General features: G+C 59.7%; 17 protein-coding genes. 3 read left to right on the forward strand and 14 right to left on the reverse strand.

Annotation, left to right across the window (positions count from 1 at the left end; all coding sequences use genetic code 11):
* Positions 1-112 precede the first annotated feature (112 nt).
* Positions 113-475, forward strand: coding sequence for a hypothetical protein (locus tag NYR58_RS18840; protein WP_261522696.1), 363 nt, complete (start codon positions 113-115; stop codon positions 473-475).
* Between the two features lie 73 nt (positions 476-548).
* Here NYR58_RS18840 and NYR58_RS18845 read toward each other — a convergent pair whose 3' ends face one another.
* From NYR58_RS18845 to NYR58_RS18875, 7 genes are all read right to left on the reverse strand, one after another.
* Entirely contained in the window at positions 549-1,136 is a 588-nt protein-coding gene (locus NYR58_RS18845) for an RES family NAD+ phosphorylase (RefSeq protein ID WP_261522697.1), read from the reverse strand.
* The gene (locus NYR58_RS18850; protein WP_261522698.1) at positions 1,133-1,849 is read right to left on the reverse strand and encodes an MbcA/ParS/Xre antitoxin family protein; all 717 of its coding nucleotides are present in this window, start codon (positions 1,847-1,849) and stop codon (positions 1,133-1,135) included. Before NYR58_RS18850 ends, NYR58_RS18845 begins: the two co-directional genes overlap by 4 nt.
* Before the next feature lie 323 nt (positions 1,850-2,172).
* Positions 2,173-3,912: a phospholipase D-like domain-containing protein gene (locus NYR58_RS18855; RefSeq protein WP_261522699.1), complete on the reverse strand. Its 1,740-nt coding sequence runs from the start codon at positions 3,910-3,912 to the stop codon at positions 2,173-2,175.
* Positions 3,909-7,355 (reverse strand): DEAD/DEAH box helicase, encoded by a 3,447-nt coding sequence (locus NYR58_RS18860; protein ID WP_261522700.1) that lies wholly within the window; start codon positions 7,353-7,355, stop codon positions 3,909-3,911. The genes NYR58_RS18855 and NYR58_RS18860 overlap by 4 nt, the downstream gene beginning before the upstream one ends.
* A gap of 312 nt (positions 7,356-7,667) precedes the next feature.
* Entirely contained in the window at positions 7,668-8,528 is an 861-nt protein-coding gene (locus NYR58_RS18865) for a hypothetical protein (RefSeq protein ID WP_261522701.1), read from the reverse strand.
* A 62-nt stretch (positions 8,529-8,590) separates the two neighbouring features.
* Positions 8,591-9,820: a type II toxin-antitoxin system HipA family toxin gene (locus tag NYR58_RS18870; RefSeq protein ID WP_261522702.1), complete on the reverse strand. Its 1,230-nt coding sequence runs from the start codon at positions 9,818-9,820 to the stop codon at positions 8,591-8,593.
* Entirely contained in the window at positions 9,813-10,403 is a 591-nt protein-coding gene (locus NYR58_RS18875) for a helix-turn-helix domain-containing protein (protein WP_261522703.1), read from the reverse strand. The genes NYR58_RS18870 and NYR58_RS18875 overlap by 8 nt, the downstream gene beginning before the upstream one ends.
* A 189-nt stretch (positions 10,404-10,592) precedes the next feature.
* Between NYR58_RS18875 and NYR58_RS18880 the strand changes: the two genes are divergently transcribed.
* Positions 10,593-11,552 carry a hypothetical protein gene (locus tag NYR58_RS18880; RefSeq protein WP_261522704.1) on the forward strand — a complete coding sequence of 320 codons (960 nt, stop codon included), beginning with the start codon at positions 10,593-10,595 and terminating at the stop codon, positions 11,550-11,552.
* 89 nt (positions 11,553-11,641) lie between these two features.
* Here the strand turns inward: NYR58_RS18880 and NYR58_RS18885 are convergent, their stop codons facing one another.
* The 5 genes from NYR58_RS18885 to NYR58_RS18905 all read right to left on the reverse strand — a co-directional run bounded on the left by NYR58_RS18885 (position 11,642) and on the right by NYR58_RS18905 (position 16,831).
* Positions 11,642-12,748 carry an RHE_PE00001 family protein gene (locus NYR58_RS18885; RefSeq protein WP_261522705.1) on the reverse strand — a complete coding sequence of 369 codons (1,107 nt, stop codon included), beginning with the start codon at positions 12,746-12,748 and terminating at the stop codon, positions 11,642-11,644.
* A gap of 318 nt (positions 12,749-13,066) precedes the next feature.
* Entirely contained in the window at positions 13,067-14,230 is a 1,164-nt protein-coding gene (locus NYR58_RS18890; protein WP_261522706.1) for a TniQ family protein, read from the reverse strand.
* 2 nt (positions 14,231-14,232) lie between these two features.
* Positions 14,233-14,952, reverse strand: coding sequence for a TniB family NTP-binding protein (locus NYR58_RS18895; RefSeq protein ID WP_261522711.1), 720 nt, complete (start codon positions 14,950-14,952; stop codon positions 14,233-14,235).
* Entirely contained in the window at positions 14,919-15,137 is a 219-nt protein-coding gene (locus NYR58_RS20680; RefSeq protein ID WP_261522712.1) for a TniB family NTP-binding protein, read from the reverse strand. Before NYR58_RS20680 ends, NYR58_RS18895 begins: the two co-directional genes overlap by 34 nt.
* Positions 15,134-16,831: a Mu transposase C-terminal domain-containing protein gene (locus NYR58_RS18905; RefSeq protein WP_261522707.1), complete on the reverse strand. Its 1,698-nt coding sequence runs from the start codon at positions 16,829-16,831 to the stop codon at positions 15,134-15,136. Before NYR58_RS18905 ends, NYR58_RS20680 begins: the two co-directional genes overlap by 4 nt.
* Positions 16,832-17,017: 186 nt before the next feature.
* Here NYR58_RS18905 and NYR58_RS18910 point away from each other — a divergent pair, with 186 nt between their 5' ends.
* Positions 17,018-17,941: a recombinase family protein gene (locus tag NYR58_RS18910; protein ID WP_261522708.1), complete on the forward strand. Its 924-nt coding sequence runs from the start codon at positions 17,018-17,020 to the stop codon at positions 17,939-17,941.
* Between the two features lie 81 nt (positions 17,942-18,022).
* Here NYR58_RS18910 and NYR58_RS18915 read toward each other — a convergent pair whose 3' ends face one another.
* Positions 18,023-18,418, reverse strand: coding sequence for a hypothetical protein (locus NYR58_RS18915; RefSeq protein WP_261522709.1), 396 nt, complete (start codon positions 18,416-18,418; stop codon positions 18,023-18,025).
* A gap of 237 nt (positions 18,419-18,655) precedes the next feature.
* Positions 18,656-19,873: plasmid replication protein RepC (gene repC, locus NYR58_RS18920; RefSeq protein WP_261522710.1), on the reverse strand; the 1,218-nt coding region annotated here is incomplete at its 5' end.

Consider the following 19,873-nt stretch of genomic DNA (forward strand, 5'->3'; position numbering starts at 1 on the left):
GGGTGGACGACTTTTACGCCGCCCGCAGCAGCTCCATGCCGCCGCTTCCGTGGACTAGTTTCTCACCGCCGTTCTCAACGACCGGTGCAGGAAGCTAAACGTTCCGCCGAACATGCGCATTATCAAGCTGCCCGATCTTCCGGCTCTCGCAGCCTTCAACACGATCGGACCGAACGGCGACCACGTGGCAGACATCAATGGCCGCGCTGCGGCAATCGAGTGCTACCTGGATCTGAATGAAGAAGCTCGCGTACGCTGGACTAGCTACAATTCGAAAGTGGAAAGCTACCAAGGTGAACTCGAGTGTAAAACGCGCTACATGCACGATTTCCTCGCGCAGAGCGAACACCAACACTTGTACGATTACTCCCGACTGGAAGCGGTGCTGGATACGATTATCCAGAGCGCCATCGCGATGCGTGAACCTGAAAGGGCAAAGGAGTTGGCACACGTTTCAGGCGAGGCTAACGCGTAAAATGCGTGAATCTCTGCAAGGCCCCGTGCAGGATTTCCCCCGCATCCTAGACTAGGCGGAGGGATCTCTGAAGCTATTGAGTTTGTATGATTGTGACATGGAGTTCCTCGATGATGGCCGGAAGGCACGCGAGTTCAGGAAGCTTTTTTGCCGGGCTGTCGGCATCGAGACTGATCTCGACGGCGCGGTCAAAGACAGCCACGCATTGCTTGTTGGTGATGCGCGACATGTAGAGAATTCCGTCAAGGTCAGTTTGATCATAGAGCTTCTGGCTCAAACGCCTGCCCGCTGTCTGTGCCTTTGCGCGGACGGCATCGGTTGAGACGCCAAGCAGGCTCGCGCCATCGAACCGCAGATCGAGCAAGAAGAGAGGGCGGACATTGCGAACGCTGGTGATAGAATACCGATCTAACTCCTCCTGAAGGAGCAAGCGTTCGGATTTGCCTTCAAAGCGGTCGCGGATGATGGTTTCCGCGACCGCCGTTTTCACGTCTTGCGCGAGATACAACAGCTTGAATTTGCCCCGTGGGCTCGAAAAGCGGCTCTTGCCGAACCCCATGCCCAGTGGAGTAGCCGCATGCTCCCGGCCCAGGATGCGCACGTAGTCATCGACGCGAACCCGAACGACGAGCTGCTGCAGAATTCGTTGATCAAGCGTCATTGGGCGGCGAAGTACGCCGCGGCGGCATCAACGACCTCACTTACGCGATCCTGTTTCAGCAGATCGATAGGTTTGCGTCCACCAAGAACGGGATTCCTTTGGCTCAGCCAGAGCCAGGCCGTGCGTTCGCTTTTGGCAAGTTTGATGATGTCCCGAATTCCAAGTGCGGGTCGACCATCTATAAACTGCTCGACAGGATAGACATGTTTCCTAGTCCCTTTGAGCAACCCAATGACATCGCCCTCGTGTTGCCAGCGGTTGAGGGACGATCGTGCCACCCCAAGATTGCGGCTGAGCTCTGTGGCACCTGCCACTCTACCCGCCCAGTCCTCAAGCTTTCGGTGGACGGCAATCGCAGCCAGGCCTTCCCGACCCTGTTCTGACGTGACGATGGCCCCAAGGCCCTCCCCTTTCGAGGGCTCAATCTCATCAGGAATACCCAGAGAGATCTTGCCGGACTGTCCACGTCCAAAGCTCTCGAAGAGACGGCGGATACGCTGCTTGAGTTCAGCGCTGTGCGCGTTGAGTTCCTGACGCTGTTCAGCCGGCAGCCTGGCAACAACCTCAGCAACTTCGCCAGCAATCAGGGCTGACAATGCCAGGGAACCGGGGCCGAAGCCCTTTTCCGTCTTGAGGGCGTTCGTCACCTTGGCGGCTACACGATCGGCGATGTTCCGATCGCGGCGTTCGGTTTGAGAATTTGGACTGACCATCGGAGGGACTCCTTGCAGGTTTCAGCCTATAGATAGTCCTTTTTGTGCCATTTGTCCAGTATGTCCCATTTGTGCCGACCCTGCTGGCCTGCGAGATAGAAGTAGGGCCGGCTCATATCGTTGTCAGCTTACATCCTCTGGTGACAACCCGGAGGAACTTTCGATCGCTCCTGCGAGGAACGCGGTGCCCGGGAGGCGCAGCAGTCACGATAGGCCCGCATTGTGATCCAGCATTTCTGGCGGCCCGCCGGAGCGACCGCATTTTCGCGGCTTCGAAACTGTGATCACACGGCACCGTTGAGACGAATCTCACGGCTGGCTCATCACCCGAGTTCGGCTTCGAATTTCTCGAGAAGGGAAGTCGCCAAGTCAGCACCCTCCAGATAGAGGCCGATTTCATCCAGAGGGTTGTCCTCAAGCCCTGACTGGGAACCCCAATTCAAGCTGCTGACGACGACATTGTCGCTGTCCCAAGCCAGAAACTTCGCATGCAGTTGCGGCTGAGGCACACCGGTGAGCTCGACAATGCCATGGAGCCGTTCCCGGTGCTTTGTTACATGGCCGCGCTTTACGGGACCGGAACGGCGCGAATAGTAGATGCGGACATCGCTCAGCCGCCGGCCCGCAATCTCAGCAGGATCGAACAAGGCTGGCACCATGTTCGCACCGACCTTGTTCGTACAGCAGACGAAGCGTTGCCCCGCATCGTGGGCGGCGACCCGCAGCAGGCGTTCGTGATCGGCGGCATGTAGGATCGTCAGTGTAGCGGACGGCGCCTCGGTATCCTCGGGGATAGAGAGCGGACTTCGCTGACGCCGTAGTTCGGACGCCATGAATTGGAGTGCTTCGACGGATCGGCTGGCGCTGGAAAGCTTTGAGACAATCTCACGAAGCAGATCCAGCCCTTCTGCGACCGAATTGGCCTCCGTGAGTTCGGCCGAGACTTCAACGGCCGAGAACGGGGAGTGAAGCCAGTTGCACGAGCCCATCAGCACGACTGCTCCATCGTGACCGTTGTCGGCGACGAGAAACTTGGCATGGCTGTCGACAGGGTCCCTTTGCACCAGGAGATACCCTCTTGTTTGTCTCGCGGCAGACAAGCGGAGATAGAGTTCCTGCATGGCCGTGGCATGCTTGGCACGATCGAGTGACGTTCCGAAGAAAAGGTGGCATCTGACGCCCCGTCTGCAGGCATCCTCGAGTGCTCTCACAATTCGTTCTCGGCGGTCCCGGCCTTTTTCATCAGATAGCGAGGCTACGAACGTGGACAGAACGAAGATGTTGGACTTGGCGGCGCCTACAATCTGCTCGAAGCGCTGCAAATGCTGTTCAGCACCGACAACAAGTTGATCGGCATCAAAACTGGTTTCGATTGTTACGGGGCGCTCCGGCGGCGGTGTCGTGGTACTCGGCAGGACGCCGGTCTTGATCGTCCCGTTGAGGGCGTCAACGAGCTGATCGCTTGCCCCTGGCGGGACAACGCCTGCTGCGACCTCATCGAGATCGAGCACGAGAAATCTTGCCTCAAGGAAGGAACTGTTGGCCTGCACCCCGCGCAGCCACTCACCTGGCCTAAGCCTACCAACCATAAACTCGTTGACACGCTGCATCATCGAGTAGTGCGTCTCTGGTGGCTCGCCTTCAGGAAACGTGATGATGGCCCCATTGGAAGGAAGCCTGGTGACAGGGATCGTGTCAACGTCCCTAGTCCTGAAAACGGATAGTCCGACCTTTTCGTAGACGACGCTGACGCCGATTTCGCGATCGACCGTGCGTTCGGGCAGCGCGCGCCCTGTGCGTATGAAGTCACGACCGACGCTGCTGGCGGACAGGACAGGTTGCGGCGACATCCGAACCTCGATGAGTCCGAACTGCATAAGGCGCGCGACGGTCGAGCTGACCACCTGTCGGGGAATCTTGAGCGTTTGGGAGACGTCGTTGATCGTTCCCGGGCTTTGATCGAGTGACAGCAGGATCATTTCCTCGACCGGACTCCAGCCCCAAGTCCGCTGGGCGATGCCGGGGGCACGATAGTGCCAGGCCGGGATGTAAATGTTGTTCACCAGGCCAGTCTCCCCTGTTCGTCTACAGGGATGACGGTTGCGCCCCTCCCGACCACCGGAAATTCAGTCTCGGACAAACGGGCGATTTCATCGAGCATGATCCGCAGAAAACCGAGTTCGTCGTTGACCGCGTCAGGCTCGATCCCGTCCACGGCATTGCGGATGAACTGCCGGCTGGTAGCGAGAACGAGCTTCTGCTTGGCGCGACTGAGCAAGACGTTCAGGCGCTGAGGGTTCTTCATGAAGCCAAGCGCCCTCGTCCCAACGAGGACGTTGTTGCGCACAAGGGAGGCGACGACGAGATCGGCCTCACCACCTTGGAAACTGTCGCTGGTGTAGACGAACTTTCCATCACCTCGCGGGCTGGCGAAGCCGAACAGCGTACCCGCGGAAACATCGATCTGCGGTTTGAGCAGTCGTTCGAGGTGATTGACTTGCGCCAGATAGGGAGACAGCACTGCAAGCGTCGGCGTCGGCTCATCCTGGCGGATGACAGGCCGCAGGTTCTTCATGGCTTCCAGCAACGCAGTCGCCTCAACCTCGTTACGCAAAGAGCGCTTCACCGTTTGCTCGAATGCCCGCCTCTTGACCACGCTAAGCGAGGGCACGTCCAGAATCACCACCGGAGAAGCGGGAAATCCGCCGGCGCACTCCACGGCCAGCTTACGAGTCGTCACTCGGTCCGAGGATACCAGTTTTCGCTCGTAGAACGTGTTGGAAACAACCTCGCATATGGCCGGATGCATGCGGCTCTGCTCGCGCAGCGTGTTGGCAATCGTACTGGGTCGGCCCGTGTCGCCGGTTCTTGTCCTTTCCCGCTCGGCAATAGATCTGAACGGCTCTTCAAGACGAGACGAGATGGCGAGAACGTCGCTGAGCAGGATGGGGTCTGCCTTCAACGCATTGAGCGCGACCTCGACCTCGCTGGGCAAGTCGGAAATCGCGGCAAGCTTCTCATTCGCATCACGCAGGAGTTCGCTGGCCCGGTCGGCATCGTAGAACTTTTGTCGATCTACGGCATCGAAGGGAGACAGCTGATTGTGATCCCCGATCATCACCCTGCGGTTTCCTAGCAGCAGAGCACCGATCAGTTCGGCGCCGTTGGCCCGCGCGGCTTCCTCGATGAAGACCCAGTCGAACTGTTCGCCGTCGGCAATCATCTCCTCAAGGATGTGCGATGAAGTTGTCGCAAGCGTCACATCTGACGAGCGCAGCATCAGATTGTCAGTGTCACGCAAGGCGTGGTCGGCAATCGACCGCTCCGACGTATCCGTGGGCTTGAGTGCCTGGATGATCTGATTGAGTTGGTTCGCCATGATCGCGGCGTTCGCCGGGTCAGGCTTTGCAACGGAGCGCAACAGCGAATGCGAGCTCCGCCTAAGCGCACCCGCCTTTTCGCTGGAGCGCGATCGCTCGACGCGAACGACGATGGTGGAGGTTTTGGGGAGGAACTTGCGAAGCTCGTCCTCCATGTGGACTAGCGTCTCATGGTTCTGAGACGACACCAGAATTCGAGCATCTGGAGTTTGATGCAGGATGCTCTTCACGAGATGTGAGATCAAAAAGGTCTTGCCCACGCCGGGTGGCCCGACAATCACATTGATGGAGCGGCCGGCGACGATCGACTCCCAAGCCTGGATTTTGGATTCCTCCATGTCGGCGTCGGCGGGTGGCGGCCCCGGAACCGCGATGTCGCGCAACATCTCATCCATGGCAACCTGGGCCGGATCATCCAGTGCCCTCAGAAGCTCGACATTGGACCTGGCCGCCACAATATTCTGCAGCCGTCGCCGAATGGCCTGCTCTGTGCCGGTTTCCTTGCGAGGCCGGAGGAAAAGCCGTTGCCCTGCCGGGATCGGCAGGTTTGTGCCGAAAGCGAACGCGGTTTTCCCGTTGATTAGGCTGCTGCCCTCGTAGGTGAGTTCAGGCACGCGCTCGCGACCCATGGCAAGGCGCGCAGTTTGTGACAATGTCCAGTTTGCTTTTCCGTCGTCATACTTAAGCTCGCGCCTTAGCGCGTCGGCAGTCGGGCGCAGCCCCATCGTTTCGCGCTTAGCATCACGCTCTGCGTCATCGCTGGAGGCCAGCCAAACGACGTTGGGCTCGGCCTTGGCTGGTGCGAGCACGTCGACGGGGTAGAGGCGAAACTGCTCCCTCAGCAGAGTGAAGGCTTCGAGGAGAATGAGAGCGAACCAAATCGGTACATCGGTCGTCCCGTCGGCAGAGTGCACGGGTTCCAATAGGTCGCGCCATCGCTTGGCGCCGGGCCCGAGGTTTTGGACCCGCTCTTCGGCACTCGCTCGACGACGGGAGAGGTGCAGACGATGGACGATGTCGACGGCGCCGTGCAACCATTCGTTTGGGCGACGCTGGTGCGCCCCTTCGATCATCCCCACAGAGTCGCTCTTTATCCTTATGTTATAGATCGCGAGGTCGGTCATGAGACGCGCCGTGTCCTGTCCGTCCGGGACGAGACGAATGCCGTCCGAAAGCAGATCGTCGGCGACAAACTGCATGATCGCAGCACTATCGGCTGCAGGGATGGTGCCCGAAGTGAGTGTCGGCAAATCGCTCTGAACAACTCCCCTCGATGGGTAGAGAACGAGTTCGCCCTCCGCGCTCGAGCCGACTCGGTCGAGTTCGGTGACGACGTTTCGCAGTTCGTCGAGGACGACCGCGCCGTCAAAGAGCTGAAACTGTGGTGGAGCGGCCAGCCGTTCCAGCATTCGACGTTCGACGGACAGAAGAGCGGGAGGGTTGTCGCTGTCGAGGCCGAGAATTGCGCCGGCAACTGCCGCCAAGTCGATCCAGTCCTGCCGGAACGACACCGCGGCCGAGGCGCGAAGCAGGTGCCCGGACCCTCCCAGATCGCCGTCGGAAATATGGACACATGCCTCAACGCCACCGAGTCGATAATCGGCTCTATCGTCTCCGTGTGAGAATATCGCGTGCATGCTCACTCCGCCGTGTACAATGCCAGCGTCGTGACATAACGCGAGCGCTTCGGCGACGCGGACCATGTTCCGCCAGAAGACTCCACGACTTGTGCTCGACAGATAGCGCCCCTCCCTTGTCCTCCGGCGCTGTGATGCTCTGGAAATCGGACCTCCTGGGTCCATCATGACGATGGCGATCTCGTGCGGGTCTTCCGCAATTTCGAGGACCTCAACGAGAACGTCGCGAGCGCGTCGAGACGAGAGCACACGTCGAATTCGCCTCAATCCACGGGCGACAATTGCCCGCAGATCATCGTCGAGCGCCGTGCCCGTCTTTTTGAATAAGCGGAGTAGGTACGACTCGCCGTCTGCGGCACCAACTGCGGTTCGAAGGTGCGAATCCCACCCTTCCGTCAACCGTGCGAACGAGTCTTCAGCGAATATGAAACGTGAATCTAGCGGCGCGCTATTCTTCTTCCTGACTGCAGTCATATGGCTCGAGCTCATCAATACTTCCCGCATAGCAGATTCGATGCCGCCTTGCTGTTAGAATTGGCAATAACTTGGGGATCAGACGAAAACGCAGGGGTTGAGCTCGGCGCAGGGTGGCTGGGCCTCGATCCTACGTAGAGCGGCATAGAAGCAGGCTATGCAGGCAAGTAGGGAGTCGACCGGAGCTGGAAGGTGTGACGGGATGTCTGTGAGCCACGGCAATTCGGAAATGCGATGCGGCTGCAAGTTGCCGAGCGCCTCTCCGCACATCGGGCCGGAAGCCCTCGTAGTGATCAGGACTCGCGAGGTGCGATTCCTCGACGACGGCTATTTGTTCCGTCGCCGCGCGAATACAGCTTCAAGGTGAGCAACCATGCCGTTGAGTGCTTCGCTCAGCCTCTCAATATCGGCTTTGCCTATTGACCGTTCTCGACCATCGTGATCGCGACCGTAGCGATGGACGCAATCGTGCCGTACCGGTACGAACTCCATCAGCGTACTCTTGATTGCTTCATCTGGAAAAATGGTCGAGCCGAGCGCGCTCCGATAGTACAGATCGATCTTCACGAAGTTATGGTACATCAGCTCGCGCAAACGGGTTTGGACCCAATTGCGAAAGGCATCTGGATTTGACGCGAGTTCAACAACACCGATCTTGTCAGCTGCCCATTCCTTGTTGCCCTTTACCAGAGCTGCCATGGCCTCGGGATCGTCGAGCACCAGTCTGATTAGACGGTCGCTGAGATATGCCTCGATCGCGGAGAAATACTGGACGAGCAGCATGCGGTTCACTGCGTTGATGGAACCGCGACCCTCCATCTCTGCTGCAATATGATCGATGTCGTACGTAGCGAACTTGAAAATCTCTCCGGGGTCATGTGGCAAGTTCTCGCGTTGATACGCTTCCACTTCCCACGCATCCTCCGGACTGTGGACCGGATCGTCGATCACAGTGACCTGCGTCGTTCCGTCCGCCAAGTCCGCCACGAGGCACGCCCCGGTGTTCAGGATGTTCACAACGAACTCCTGCGCGCATTCGGGGCAGGTCACTGTCTGTTCGGCATAGCCCTGCGCGTCGGATTCCTTGTCTGCCGAGACGTTATAGCCCGGGACTTCTTCAATGATTTCGGTGACCGTCGCCCCGCATCGTGGACATACGAACTCGAGCGATGGTTCACGAGGCGACATGCCCTGTCCTCTCCATTGTTCCGAAGATGGACGGTGGCGCAGGTTCGTGACCGGGTTCCTAGTCATGCCAGTTCCTTGTAAAGTGGCACAGTTGGGGCGTGTGCGTCGATCGCGTTCACGACATCGGCGGCGAGAGGCAGGTGCCCCTTCTCGGCCTCCCAAACCTGCCGAAATCGTTGCACGGTCTCGGCGGCAGTGTCGATGACAAGCCTTTCCGGTAGAAGCGCTTTCGCCGCCAGATGCCGTAGCTCATCCGCATCGAATTCGGCCATCTTTTTGGTCCGAGAGAAATTGAGGGCGGCGGTATCCTCACCGTCGATATAAGGGATGGTCGATACCAGGTCGTAGGCCGGCGACAGCGCGGCAGTCCGCCGGTCCGGGTAGATCAGTGACCAGTTTTTGAGGTGCATGTCGCCATTGCCGATCAGCGCGCTGAACACAAGGCGGCGAATGAATTCGGCAGCACCGACATCTCCCGCCTCGGTGCCGATGACGCGCGCTATGTTGGCGTAGCTCGCGCGCTTGTACTTGTCGTCCGGGAAGACCCCGAACACTTGCGCAAAATCCTCGGTGTGGACCGGACTGTCGCCGGTTCTGTCGAAGCGACTAACAGCAAGCGCCTGTCCCTTTAGCTCGCCTACACCTGCGGGAATGCCGGCGATCGCATCGAGATCAATCAGGTTGATGGCCGGCACATCCATGCCAATCATGCCTGCAAGCGTCATCATCGAAAACTCGTTTTCCGGAACACCGGTGAACTGCTGGGACGGAAGCTTCACGATCCACGAACCGCCAACGCCCTCCGCGGGGATGGTCAGCCCCCCGCCCTTCCCCGCGTTCTCGAACGCGGAGAACTTGAGCTGCACACCGGCGAGCGAAAAGCGCAGCGCATTGGGCTTGGCTTTCTCCGGCAAATCCTCGTCATCGCTGGGTGGAAGGGCGTCACCGACCGCGGAATGGATCGAGAGTGCTCCGGGCAGGTCGAGCCCCAGCACCCAGAGCAGGAAGAATTCGCGCTGCTGATTGACCCCTGCCCGCTCGGCGAGATAGCGGCGTAGGCCACCCTCCGGCAGCAGATTCGAGAAGAATGGCGGTACAACCCGCTGTGTCGGGCGGATCTTTGTGATCAGGCCGCCCAGGTCGTCCTTATACGACAGGCTGAGGGTCGGTCGGTCCGGATTCTCGACATAGTCTTCGTTGAACGCGAAGATCGTCCGATCGCCCTGCAAATGGGTCAGAGTGCCGATAGGCTCGTCGTAGAGCCGCACATCAAGAACCGATACGTCAGGCATCGGCATCTCCATCGTCCAGCGAGTAGGCGGGACGGGGTTCAGACGGAGCGGCATGTACGATCGAATTGCGCAGTTGCTGCAGGTTCTGGGCAATGTCGCGGACGACGGGAGCGGCCTGCGCGCTTGCCTGATACCGCTCGAGGCGGGTGATCAGCTCGCGCACCAGCTGCATCTCCTGATCGCTTAGGTTTACGCGTCGCAGGAAGCCAAGCGTATCTTCGATGCGATCGAGGTCGGCCGAGCTCCCGTAGAGGTGCTTCATCTTCTTGACCAAGCGGTCTGCGCGAGCAAATCGCTTGTCGTTTGGCTGACCGGCGTGGATATGCATGTCTCGTGTCGCCCGGGCCTTAACCAGGTTCAACACGGCAGGTACGAGCTTCTTCGGGACAAGCATGACCTCGAGATCGAGTGCCCGGGTCAAATCGATGAAGCTAGATAGCCCCGGCTCCATCTTGCCGCTCTCAATTTGGGAGATGTGACTCTGCGTCAATCCGGCCCGCTCGCTGAGCGCGCGCTGACTAACGCCGGAGGCCTCGCGGATCTCGCGTGCTTGCGCGATCAGGCTTTCGCTTTGGTAGGCCATGATATAGAATCCAGATTAACATACCGTTTTCGATCAGGATACTATATCTATCGCCTTGCGCGGTCTCCGTCAACACGCTTGATACAGAGTCGTGATCATTTAGCGCTATTAGATATAGAATAATGTATCGTTCCATCGTAGGTATCGTCGAAGTTGCGCAATGAATGTAGATGGGCGGAGGATTGAGGGATGCAAAAAAAAGCAAAGGGGTTCAGAACCGTCGCTGAGGCATTGCGTTCGGTCGACCGATCTGCAGCCCGAAAAAGGAGGGCGCGTGAAAAGCGTGTAGCGGAGATCGCCGCGCGCGTGCCAGGTGAGGGATACGAACCCTGCATTGTCAGCTTCATCGATGTGTTGGGCTTTCAAGACCTGCTTGAAACACGCCACGCCCACGACATTCGAGATGTGTTGGTGCAACTGCGGGAGTTCACGGCGCCGGTCGAAGAACTCCCAACCCGCAGAATGAAGGATGCGCGATTGCTCAGCCGCGCATTCGCAGATTCCGTTTCGGATGCGGTCGTTCGAGTCCGGGTCTTCGACACCCAGTTCAACGACGGCGCCTTCTTTCACGAATTGCTCGATCTACTTCATGCGCAGGTCGAGTGCATTGGACACGGCGTGGTGATCCGCGCTGGGGTCGCCATCGGCAATGCCCATGTGGGACTAAACGGCAAGGGGCCGGTTTTCGGTCCGGCTATGGTCCGGGCTTATGAAATCGAGACAAATGAGGCGATCCATCCCCGCGTCGTCGTGGACCAAGCCGCCTACGAGAGCTTTCTCGCCGATGCGCGGCTGCGCAATCAGGACCACGAACTTGACGAGGAGCTGCAGTACGTTGACCAGCTGCTGCGTGTCGACGTCGATGGGACGCGCTTCGTCGATTACCTTGGAGCAAGCGAGTCCGAGTTTGACGACCCTGCCGGTTATTTCCTTTTTCTCCAAAGCCACGCGGAACTCATCCACGATAAGCTGGCTGCAACGGCCGGTCGCGTACGTGAAAAGTTCGAGTGGCTCGCTACTTATCACAATTCGGTCGTTGAGGGTCTCCTTGAGGAGTTCGCCAATGGTTCGCGGTCGGCCGAAGCATTCAGATCAGAGTACAACCTCGATCCCATGTCGTTCCTGCAGGGAACTATCGTCAGCGCTTGAGGGCATGCGAAAGAACCAACCAAAAGCGCCATCACAAGTCGCTCGCAAGGAAAGACCGTCCTCACTGGGGATTGCAAGAATCCTGCCGGCTAAAGAATACCCCACGCGCGAAACCGCCCCCTGCCGGTGATCTCCCTGACACCGAGTTCGCCGATGAGGTTGAGTGCGCCCCGCGGCGTCACCTTTGCCGTCTTCGCGATCATCGGTGCTGACACGATCGGCCGCGAAAGAATTAGGTCGATGGCGACCGGAAGGCTGCTCGTCGAGCGCTTGCCGACTACGCGCCGCTCGAGTTGACGCTTTGCGAGTGTCAGCTGATCGATATGTTTCATTCCCGCGCCGGCGGCCGCACCCAGGGCATCGAGATAGGCAATCAACCTTGTGCTCCGATCGAGCGCACGACGGCGATCGCGCGGAATCTCCCGCAAGCCCACTGAATAGGCCAGCAGGTGAGATCGAACCTTCCCACGCGATCTAAGGAAATCCGAAACGAGAACCTGCCCGAGCCAGTGCTGGCGTTGCAGAGGTTCTAGGTGCTCCCAGGCGTCCCAAAGGAGGGCCGCCGCCAAGGATGCCGGAAGCGACTCGACATGCTTGACCAGCTCGAGCCATTCAGCGATCCGTTCGGTTTCGTTCCAATCCGGATCACGAATAAGCAGCTCGCCGACACTGACCTCGGGTCCACTCGCTCGTTGTTCGCCAGGTGAACCGCCGTCGACCAACCATTTGGTTCGGTCGAGGATCTCATCGATCTCGGCCAGCTCGGCAGAGGGATCGACGTCCTCGTCCGGTGCTTGATCTGCCCCCTCCCCTCCCCTCTCGGTCTCCGCAACATCAACCGCATTGCCGTCAGCTATGCCAGCAAGCGCCATGATCCCTGACCGCGAAACCGCCCAGCCGGGATCGTTTCTCGACACGCGACGCCTGGCCCGAACAATACGGTGCGCGATGACGAGCTCGTGGCTGGGGGCACGGATATCCATTTGTGCATCGTGAAGAACCAGATCCTCGACATGGACCAGCTCTCCGGCAACCCACATACTGGAGACGGATTCGAAGAAAACGGCCCGTTCGGCAAAGCCCGGCCCGACCTCGGATCGCGCCACACGCTCGTCGAGCCGTGCGAGCGCGTCCTCCGCGGTCGCAATCGGCCGCAGAAGGCTCTCGTGGTTCAATTTGCCGATTTCATAAGCCATTGATAACACGGTGCTTCGTTTTTGTTACAGAAGCTAACATAGCTTTCACTTCCGGCACATCGGAATTTCTTTGGCTCTTCATTATCTAAAGAGCCTTGCGGGCTCCGGGATTGGACAGAGGCCTGCCAAACCGTACTCAGATCGACGAGAGAGCCCGTTTTTCGGGCGATCTAGCGACCCCAAGCCGTCAATCAAGTGCGCAAGAGACATTTACAAACGATCCTTTCCTAGTAATTTCCTACTTTGTACACCCCCAAAAATTGGCTATAGTCAATGTCATTTGTCACAGTGGACTGCACTGGCGGGACAAAGCTGACTTCAGTAGGGGTGACCGGCGCGATCAGGCGTCCGGGCAACGAGAAGCGGCGCCAACACCGGAATTCCCAAACTTTCGAGGGTTTCGTCAGTCTGAGCGACGAACCGTGCGCTGCGTGGGTGATGATTGAGCATCCGGCGCAGGTCGATCGCAACTTCGTCGTTTTCACGGGCCAGCATGGTGATGTTCTCGATTTCGATCGGCATCAGCTCGAAATCCCGCGCGAGAACGGGAGGTGAGGCAGCGCGCGAGGCGTCGACCTCCAATGGGCGCGTGGATGTCTTCAATGGCTGGAGCCCCGCCCTGATCAGCGGCTGCATGGCCAAGGCAGCTACTTTCAGCACATTGGCCCGCTCCAAGCGACCCAACTTCTCGTAAATGCCCCAGCGTCCCAAGGCATGCCGATAGGTCAGGCCTGCGAGCGCCCACGCTGCCTCGATTTTCGGGCGTGCCGGATCCTTCATGCGGCGCGGGCGGCAGATCTCATCGATCACGCCCCGTAGAACGCGAAGCCAAAGCCCTCCATGAACAATGCGGCCACCGGCTAATCGCACCCTGCCCTTGGTGACAGCCTGCAAGGTCAGACCGTCAAGCGTAGCGAGCACCGCATCAGCTTCTTTGGGGGCTGGATACTCGGATTGTTCGGCGGGGCTGGCAGCTTGCAGCAGAACGCCATGCTTCGGGCAGCTAGCCATCCAGTTCGCTCGCCAGTGCAGCCTGCCAAACCGGCGTCGATCGCTCCGCAGGCAGTGAATGCACCCGACCATCCTGCCGCCGGCAAGATCGCCGGAAAGCCAAGGGAGCCACCACGCTGCCCGCACGGGCCGGATGCGCAGGGCAGGATTCTCGAAAGCGCCAAACTGACAGCAATAGTTGGAAAAGATGCCGTTTTGCGGCGCCAGACTGTCCAGCAGATAGGGCACGTAGGCCGCCATTGTCATTGCCCGGATTCGACCGGAAGGAACACCGGTACGTTCCGCCAGCTTCGTGATCAAAGCGGCAGACGGCCAGAAATCCACCAGCCCGATATCCAACCTCTTGATGCCCAAGGCAGCTTCAGCGAATTCACCGGCGCCCATGTCGTACTCGGCTGCGAGCCGCCACAGCCATGACGACAGAGCTTCGTGCGCCAATGGCTGAGGATGAATTGGCAGCCTCTTCGCCATAGTCACGTCAGCAGCTTCTCGGTGAGGCGCCGCCGCTCCGCCGGGCCGCGATACTTCATCAGCTGAAGGGACCGCTGATTGATCGCCTCCTCTCCACCTTCCACCGCAGCGACAGCGGCCGAACGCAAAAGAGCCGCGATTTCACCGATCGTTCCGCCGGTGCGAGCCAAGACCCAGCGCTGGAGTTCGGCCGAGTTGAGAAATGACGGCTTCCGGAGCGGAAACGTCGCCACAAAACTCTGGATCAGCCGGCTGAGCTCGTCACCCTCCTCCCATACCGGCAGGATGATCGGATGGAACCGGTTCTCAAGCTGCGGATCGGTGCGGATGGCGATGTAGGCGTCCCGGGTCCCTGCCCCCACGACCGGTATCCGTAATTCGTTGCCGAGGAAACGTAGCAAATTGAGGAACTCACGCTGCGCCGGCGACGTACCGGCGAGAATATTGTGCAGCTCGTCAATGATGAGGACCTTGGTGCCCACCCTTTTGAGAATGGACAACGCCTGCGCCTCGAGATCGTGCTTGCGTGCGGTTCTCCGGACCGGAGCTCCCAGGACCTCCAGGAGATGCTGGTAGAACCGCGCCACACCCGGATCGGTAAGCATCTGCACGACGACAACGGGAATGTTCTCCTCGTCACGGCCGGGCAAGGCCGCTGGCGTATGATCCCGTCGAAACTTCTCGATGATCATCGATTTTCCGTTGTTGGTCGGCCCCAGCAGGAGAAAGCACTGCGGTCGAACGCGTCCGGGCTCTTCTCCATGGCCGTGCGAAGGAGATCGAGTGCGGCTTGTGCCTGCGGATAGCCAATCCACCACTGCCCCCGGATGAACGCAATTCTTTGGGCGTCGTCTCCCGCGGCAACCGTTTGCAGGTCTGGAGCAAGGTGGTTGAGATCCGTTGTCACCATTTTTCCACCGGAAATGGCGGTGGGACGGTGGCCAGATCATCACCGTCGCTCTCATTTTCGATGGTCGGCATCGGCACAGCAACCACACGATCCACCGGCGCCTCGGGGGCCGGGGTCTGGCGCGCCAACTGACGCCGGGCCGCTCTGGATTTCCGTGCCGCGGCTTTCACCAGCCCGCGCTGCTGCTCCACCGTCCTGAAGATAACCTCTTCATCGACCTGGGCCCGACCGCCAGCCTTGATCATTCGAACGGCCTGGCGATGCTCGAAAAGCGAGATTCCCGGCCGCTCCAGACGCCGGCAGGGCACTGTCACATAGCTGCGGCCGTCTGGCTCGAGCACGAATATCTGCGACAGGTCGCGGGGATCGCGGCGGATAAGGAAGGATCGGCAGCGATCCCGATTTGCGATCCATGGGCGCAGAACGTCGGAATAGTAGGTGATGTAGTCGAGCGTGAAGCCATCCCGTTGGATCGTTCGTCGCACCACAGGCAGGAAATCGACCAGAAATTCCCGGCCATTGCCGACTGCTCGTGGGCTTCCATGCTCGGCGATACCGCGCTTCCACCGCGCCAGCGGCGGCTCCATGATCCCTTCATGGACCTCGTGATGATATCGACCGGTGATCGCCAGGGCCAGCCAATGCTCCAGCTCGGACAGGGTCAGGATTGCCGCAGCGTCGCTGTCATAAGTCCCACGATCGACCGGATTCGAGAATGTCGTGCCCGGCAAATCGTGCACCAGGCCCATCAATGTGCCGATCAGGCGTTCGATCACGCCGCCGAAATGCGGTTGGCCCTTCGGACGGTACTCCAGGTCGATCCCATGCTGCTGACAACCGCGTGCAAGAGCTTCGCCATGAAACTCCGCCGCGTTGTCGAGATGCAGGAGACGCGGAATACCGGCGATGGGCCACTCGGTATCCAGACCGAGACCTTCGAGATAAGCTCGCTTCTCGACTCCGGTGTGAGCGAGGCACAATCCAACGCTGGTGGCCGACGGTGCTTCGAACGAGACCAGAAAGCCGGTGATGCATCGGCTATAGACGTCAATCGCCACCGTCAGCCACGGCCGCCCGACCGGCAAGCGGCTGACTTCGTCCACCAGGATGATATCGATCGGCGTGTGGTCGATTTGAACGACATCAAGAGGTGCGTGCGATATCGGTCCATGTCCGGCTGCCGAGGTCAACCGTCGTGCGGAAGCGCTGCCTGGGCCCTCACGGCGGCGTGCAACCTCTTCGGCGCGAATAGTCTCAAGACGGCGACGTATGGTTTTGGCCGACGGAGCCACCAATCCGGCCTTCTTGCAGCGAAGTTGAACTTCCTCGACGAGCCGAACGATCCGACGCTTTTGCCGCGTCAGGTAGGTGTCGTAGATTGCCGCCGTGACAATGTCGTCCACCCGCGCAGGCATTCTCGATCTGCCTCGGCCACCGGACGGCTTTCCTGGAGCCAGCGAATTCATCACTCCACCCGAGGCCCGGAAACGAGCGACGAGTGCGTATGTGGTTCGAGAGCTGATCCCCAGAAGATCGGCCGCGGCTCGCGCATCGACGGCTGAAACCACTTCCTGGGCCGCCAGGGGCGCTATCACGGGATAGCGACGTTGCGCCTCCTGTCGTGCCTGGGCGGACAGCGAAAGCGTACCGCGTTCGGCAATCCGATCAGGATCTTCCTCAAACTCTGCCAAGGCCCTCTCTCACGCCCCACCCGAATCGCAGACATTGAAGGGAAGTATGGGCAATTTATGCTACATAGTGAAGACAACTATGGGGAATCAGGGACCGACGGGTGTGACCATGGCCATCGCTAAGGTATTGATTTTCTGCGTTCCGCATTGAAGCTAACTTTGACAAATGACACTCAGGCGCTCCAAATGGCCAAAACACCGCGCAATCCCGCTTCCCGTCGGCCACAGAGCCGGCTTATCGGCTATGCGCGCGTCTCCACGGACGAACAGGCGACGGAAGCGCAGGAGATGGAACTGAGGTCGGCCGGATGCGACACAATCATCCAGGAGCATGGCTCCGGCGCCTCGCGGACCCGCCCTGCCCTCGCTCGGCTGGTCCGTGAGATCGGCGCCGGCGACACCCTCGTCGTGGTTCGGCTCGACCGCCTGGCGCGCTCGGTGAGCCACCTGCTCAATGTCATCGAGGAGCTGACGACCAAAGGCGCATATTTCCGCTCGCTGAGCGATCCTATCGATACCACGACGCCGCAGGGCATGTTTTCGCTGCAGGTCCTTGGCGCCGTCGCCCAGCTGGAACGGGCTCTCAACTCGGAGCGGACGAAGGCAGGCGTCAAAGCTGCCAAGGCAAAAGGCCGGCTACCAGGCAATCCCGGGGTCAGGGAACGTCGGCCGGAGATGCTGGCCAAGATGACGGCTGCTCAGAAGGCAGCCTACGGCGCGCGCATCCAGTCCACTGCCAATCAATGGCTTCCGATCGTCCGGCGCATGCGACCGGACCACACCTGGGACGATATTTCGCGCGTCCTCAAGCAACGCGGCATCGATTGGACCCCGGAGCGCTTGCGGCGCGCGGTAAAATGGATGGTCAGCGAAGGCATGGCCGACAAGTCGCTCCTGAGGAAGTCGCCGCCTCGACCGCCCGAGGATCGCCTGATGACGCTTGTGGCGGGCATCCATTCCTCCAATCCGCACCTCACTCTGCGCGAAATCGCCAATCAGCTCGAGCGCCTTCATGAGCGCACACCGCGTGGCGGCACGAGATGGGCGCCTTCCTCCGTCAAGAATCTTCTCGACCGGGCAAAGCGAAGCGGCTTGCTTGAGGCGGCCTGAATGCGCGAACCAAAGTATGATCTTGGCGCGCGAACGCGCCATAAATCGCCCCTCCCCTCGCCTGCAAGACCGCATAATCGGCTACGAATGTAGTTTTCGATGCATGGAAAACATTGGGTGGTCACGCGTGCCCTGCTTAAGGTTGGCCAATTCACATTCCAACTCCTCGACCAACTCGGCGGCCTTGACGCCGATCGCAAAGGCGGAAAGTGCGGCGAGCTTCAGCCCAGCCATCATAGCGGCTTCGGCTTTCGCCACAGCATCCAGGTTCACAGTTGGATCGTTGATGGCCGCATCGGCGGCTCTCACCACCTTTTCCGCGCATAGGTCAGCCAATGCCGCTTCCTCTTGGAGACCTTCGCTGAGTGTACCTCCCTCCGCCCGACAGCCGAGCAGGACGTGGAAGACTTTGGACGGAAGACAAAACCTCCTCGGCGACCTCCTCGACGATTTCGACGAGCCGATCGGCAGTTTCATCCAGCTCATCCCAGGAAACGAGCCGCCTCCCCTTCTTCTCTTGCACCATGAGTTTCTCGTCTGTCTCTGCGGAAATACGTGCAGTAATCTGCAGGCCACCGCCATTCTCTGTCACCAAGTGCAAGCGGATACGCAGCGTCCGTGGGGCGCGTTTTTCAACCTCGCGCGCTCGCGACAAGGCAGCGGCAATCGCTGGGCCAATGAGTACACGGGTGCCCATCACCCACCTTCCTTCCGTCACCACGGTTTGTTTCGCAGGCTCCGCCGCAACGCGTCGGAGACCTCCAGACCAGCTCCATTTGGCGGTGCATTGGTGTGATCGCCCTGCGACCGGGGAGCTTCATCGGAGCCCGTACCTCGGGATCTTCCAGTCTCAAGCTTTGCCCGGAGCAGCGCCATGATCATCGGCCAGGTCGAGAATTTCCCTTCCCTCGCCTTGTCAGTCAGGCTGCGCAGATAGCCGCCGGCGCTGTTGATGTTTTCCGTGCGTTGGTAGATCGCCGCGAGCGTGATCGCCGCGTGCCGCTCGCCCATGATCTCACAGGCTTCGCGCCAAGCGCTGGGACTGATCCCCAGCATCGGCCGCGCCAGTTCCGCTGCGACCAGAAAATCGCGCCAATGCCGGATATCGCCGCCCTGCGCCAGTTCCAGCAGGTTCGGGCAGGCATCTAACACGATTCCCAAAGGCAGATCTCGTTTCGGTAGGCTCCGCACGTTGTCGGTGTCCGGGGCGGTGCCGCTCGCTTCATCTTCTTTTCGGGAGCCTTTTTCAGATTCAGATATGGAGTCTGGGTTTGAATTCTGTATGTGGCGACCAGAATGGGACTCATTGGCGTCCGGATTCTGTGTTTTTGCGAATGATTCCAACACATCGAGGATTTCCGTGTAGAGGCCGTGGAGATCACAGCAGATGTCTTCGATGAGTTGCCGCGGGGCCGATCGCGGCAAGCGGCCGACAATAGCCTGGTAGGTCTGCTGCACCCTGCCCCAATTGCCCGGAACGTTCTCATCAATGCCCGTCTCGATGAGCTTGACGACGTCGCGGCGCAGCAGCGTCAGGCGTTCCTTGGCAAGCCGGAAGGCGTTCTTCTCAGCTCGAACAGCGTCCGCCAGTTCCTCGAATTCCTCGGCACGGGCGACAATCGGAGAAAGGTCGAACCCGTAGGCCTGTTCGACCTGCCCACCCCTGCCCTTGCGAGCGAAGCGCTTTCCGTTCGGACTATCCCGCCGGATAATCAGCCCGCATTCGACCAGGACGGCCAGATGGCGCCGCAGCGTCGTCGCCGGCATCCCGTTGGCTCGGGCCATGAGCTGCTCGTTCGATGGCCAGACGATGAGCTCACCATCGCCTGCGAGCTCCGTTTCCGGGTGGAACGAAAGCAGGGCATTGAGAATGGCCAGCGAGCGGTCCGTGGCGCCGATCAGGTCGCGCGCTTCCCGGATCGTGTGGAACAC

Origin of the sequence: Chelativorans intermedius (assembly GCF_025398255.1) — a bacterium.
GTDB classification, from domain to species: Bacteria; Pseudomonadota; Alphaproteobacteria; order Rhizobiales; family Rhizobiaceae; genus Chelativorans; species Chelativorans intermedius.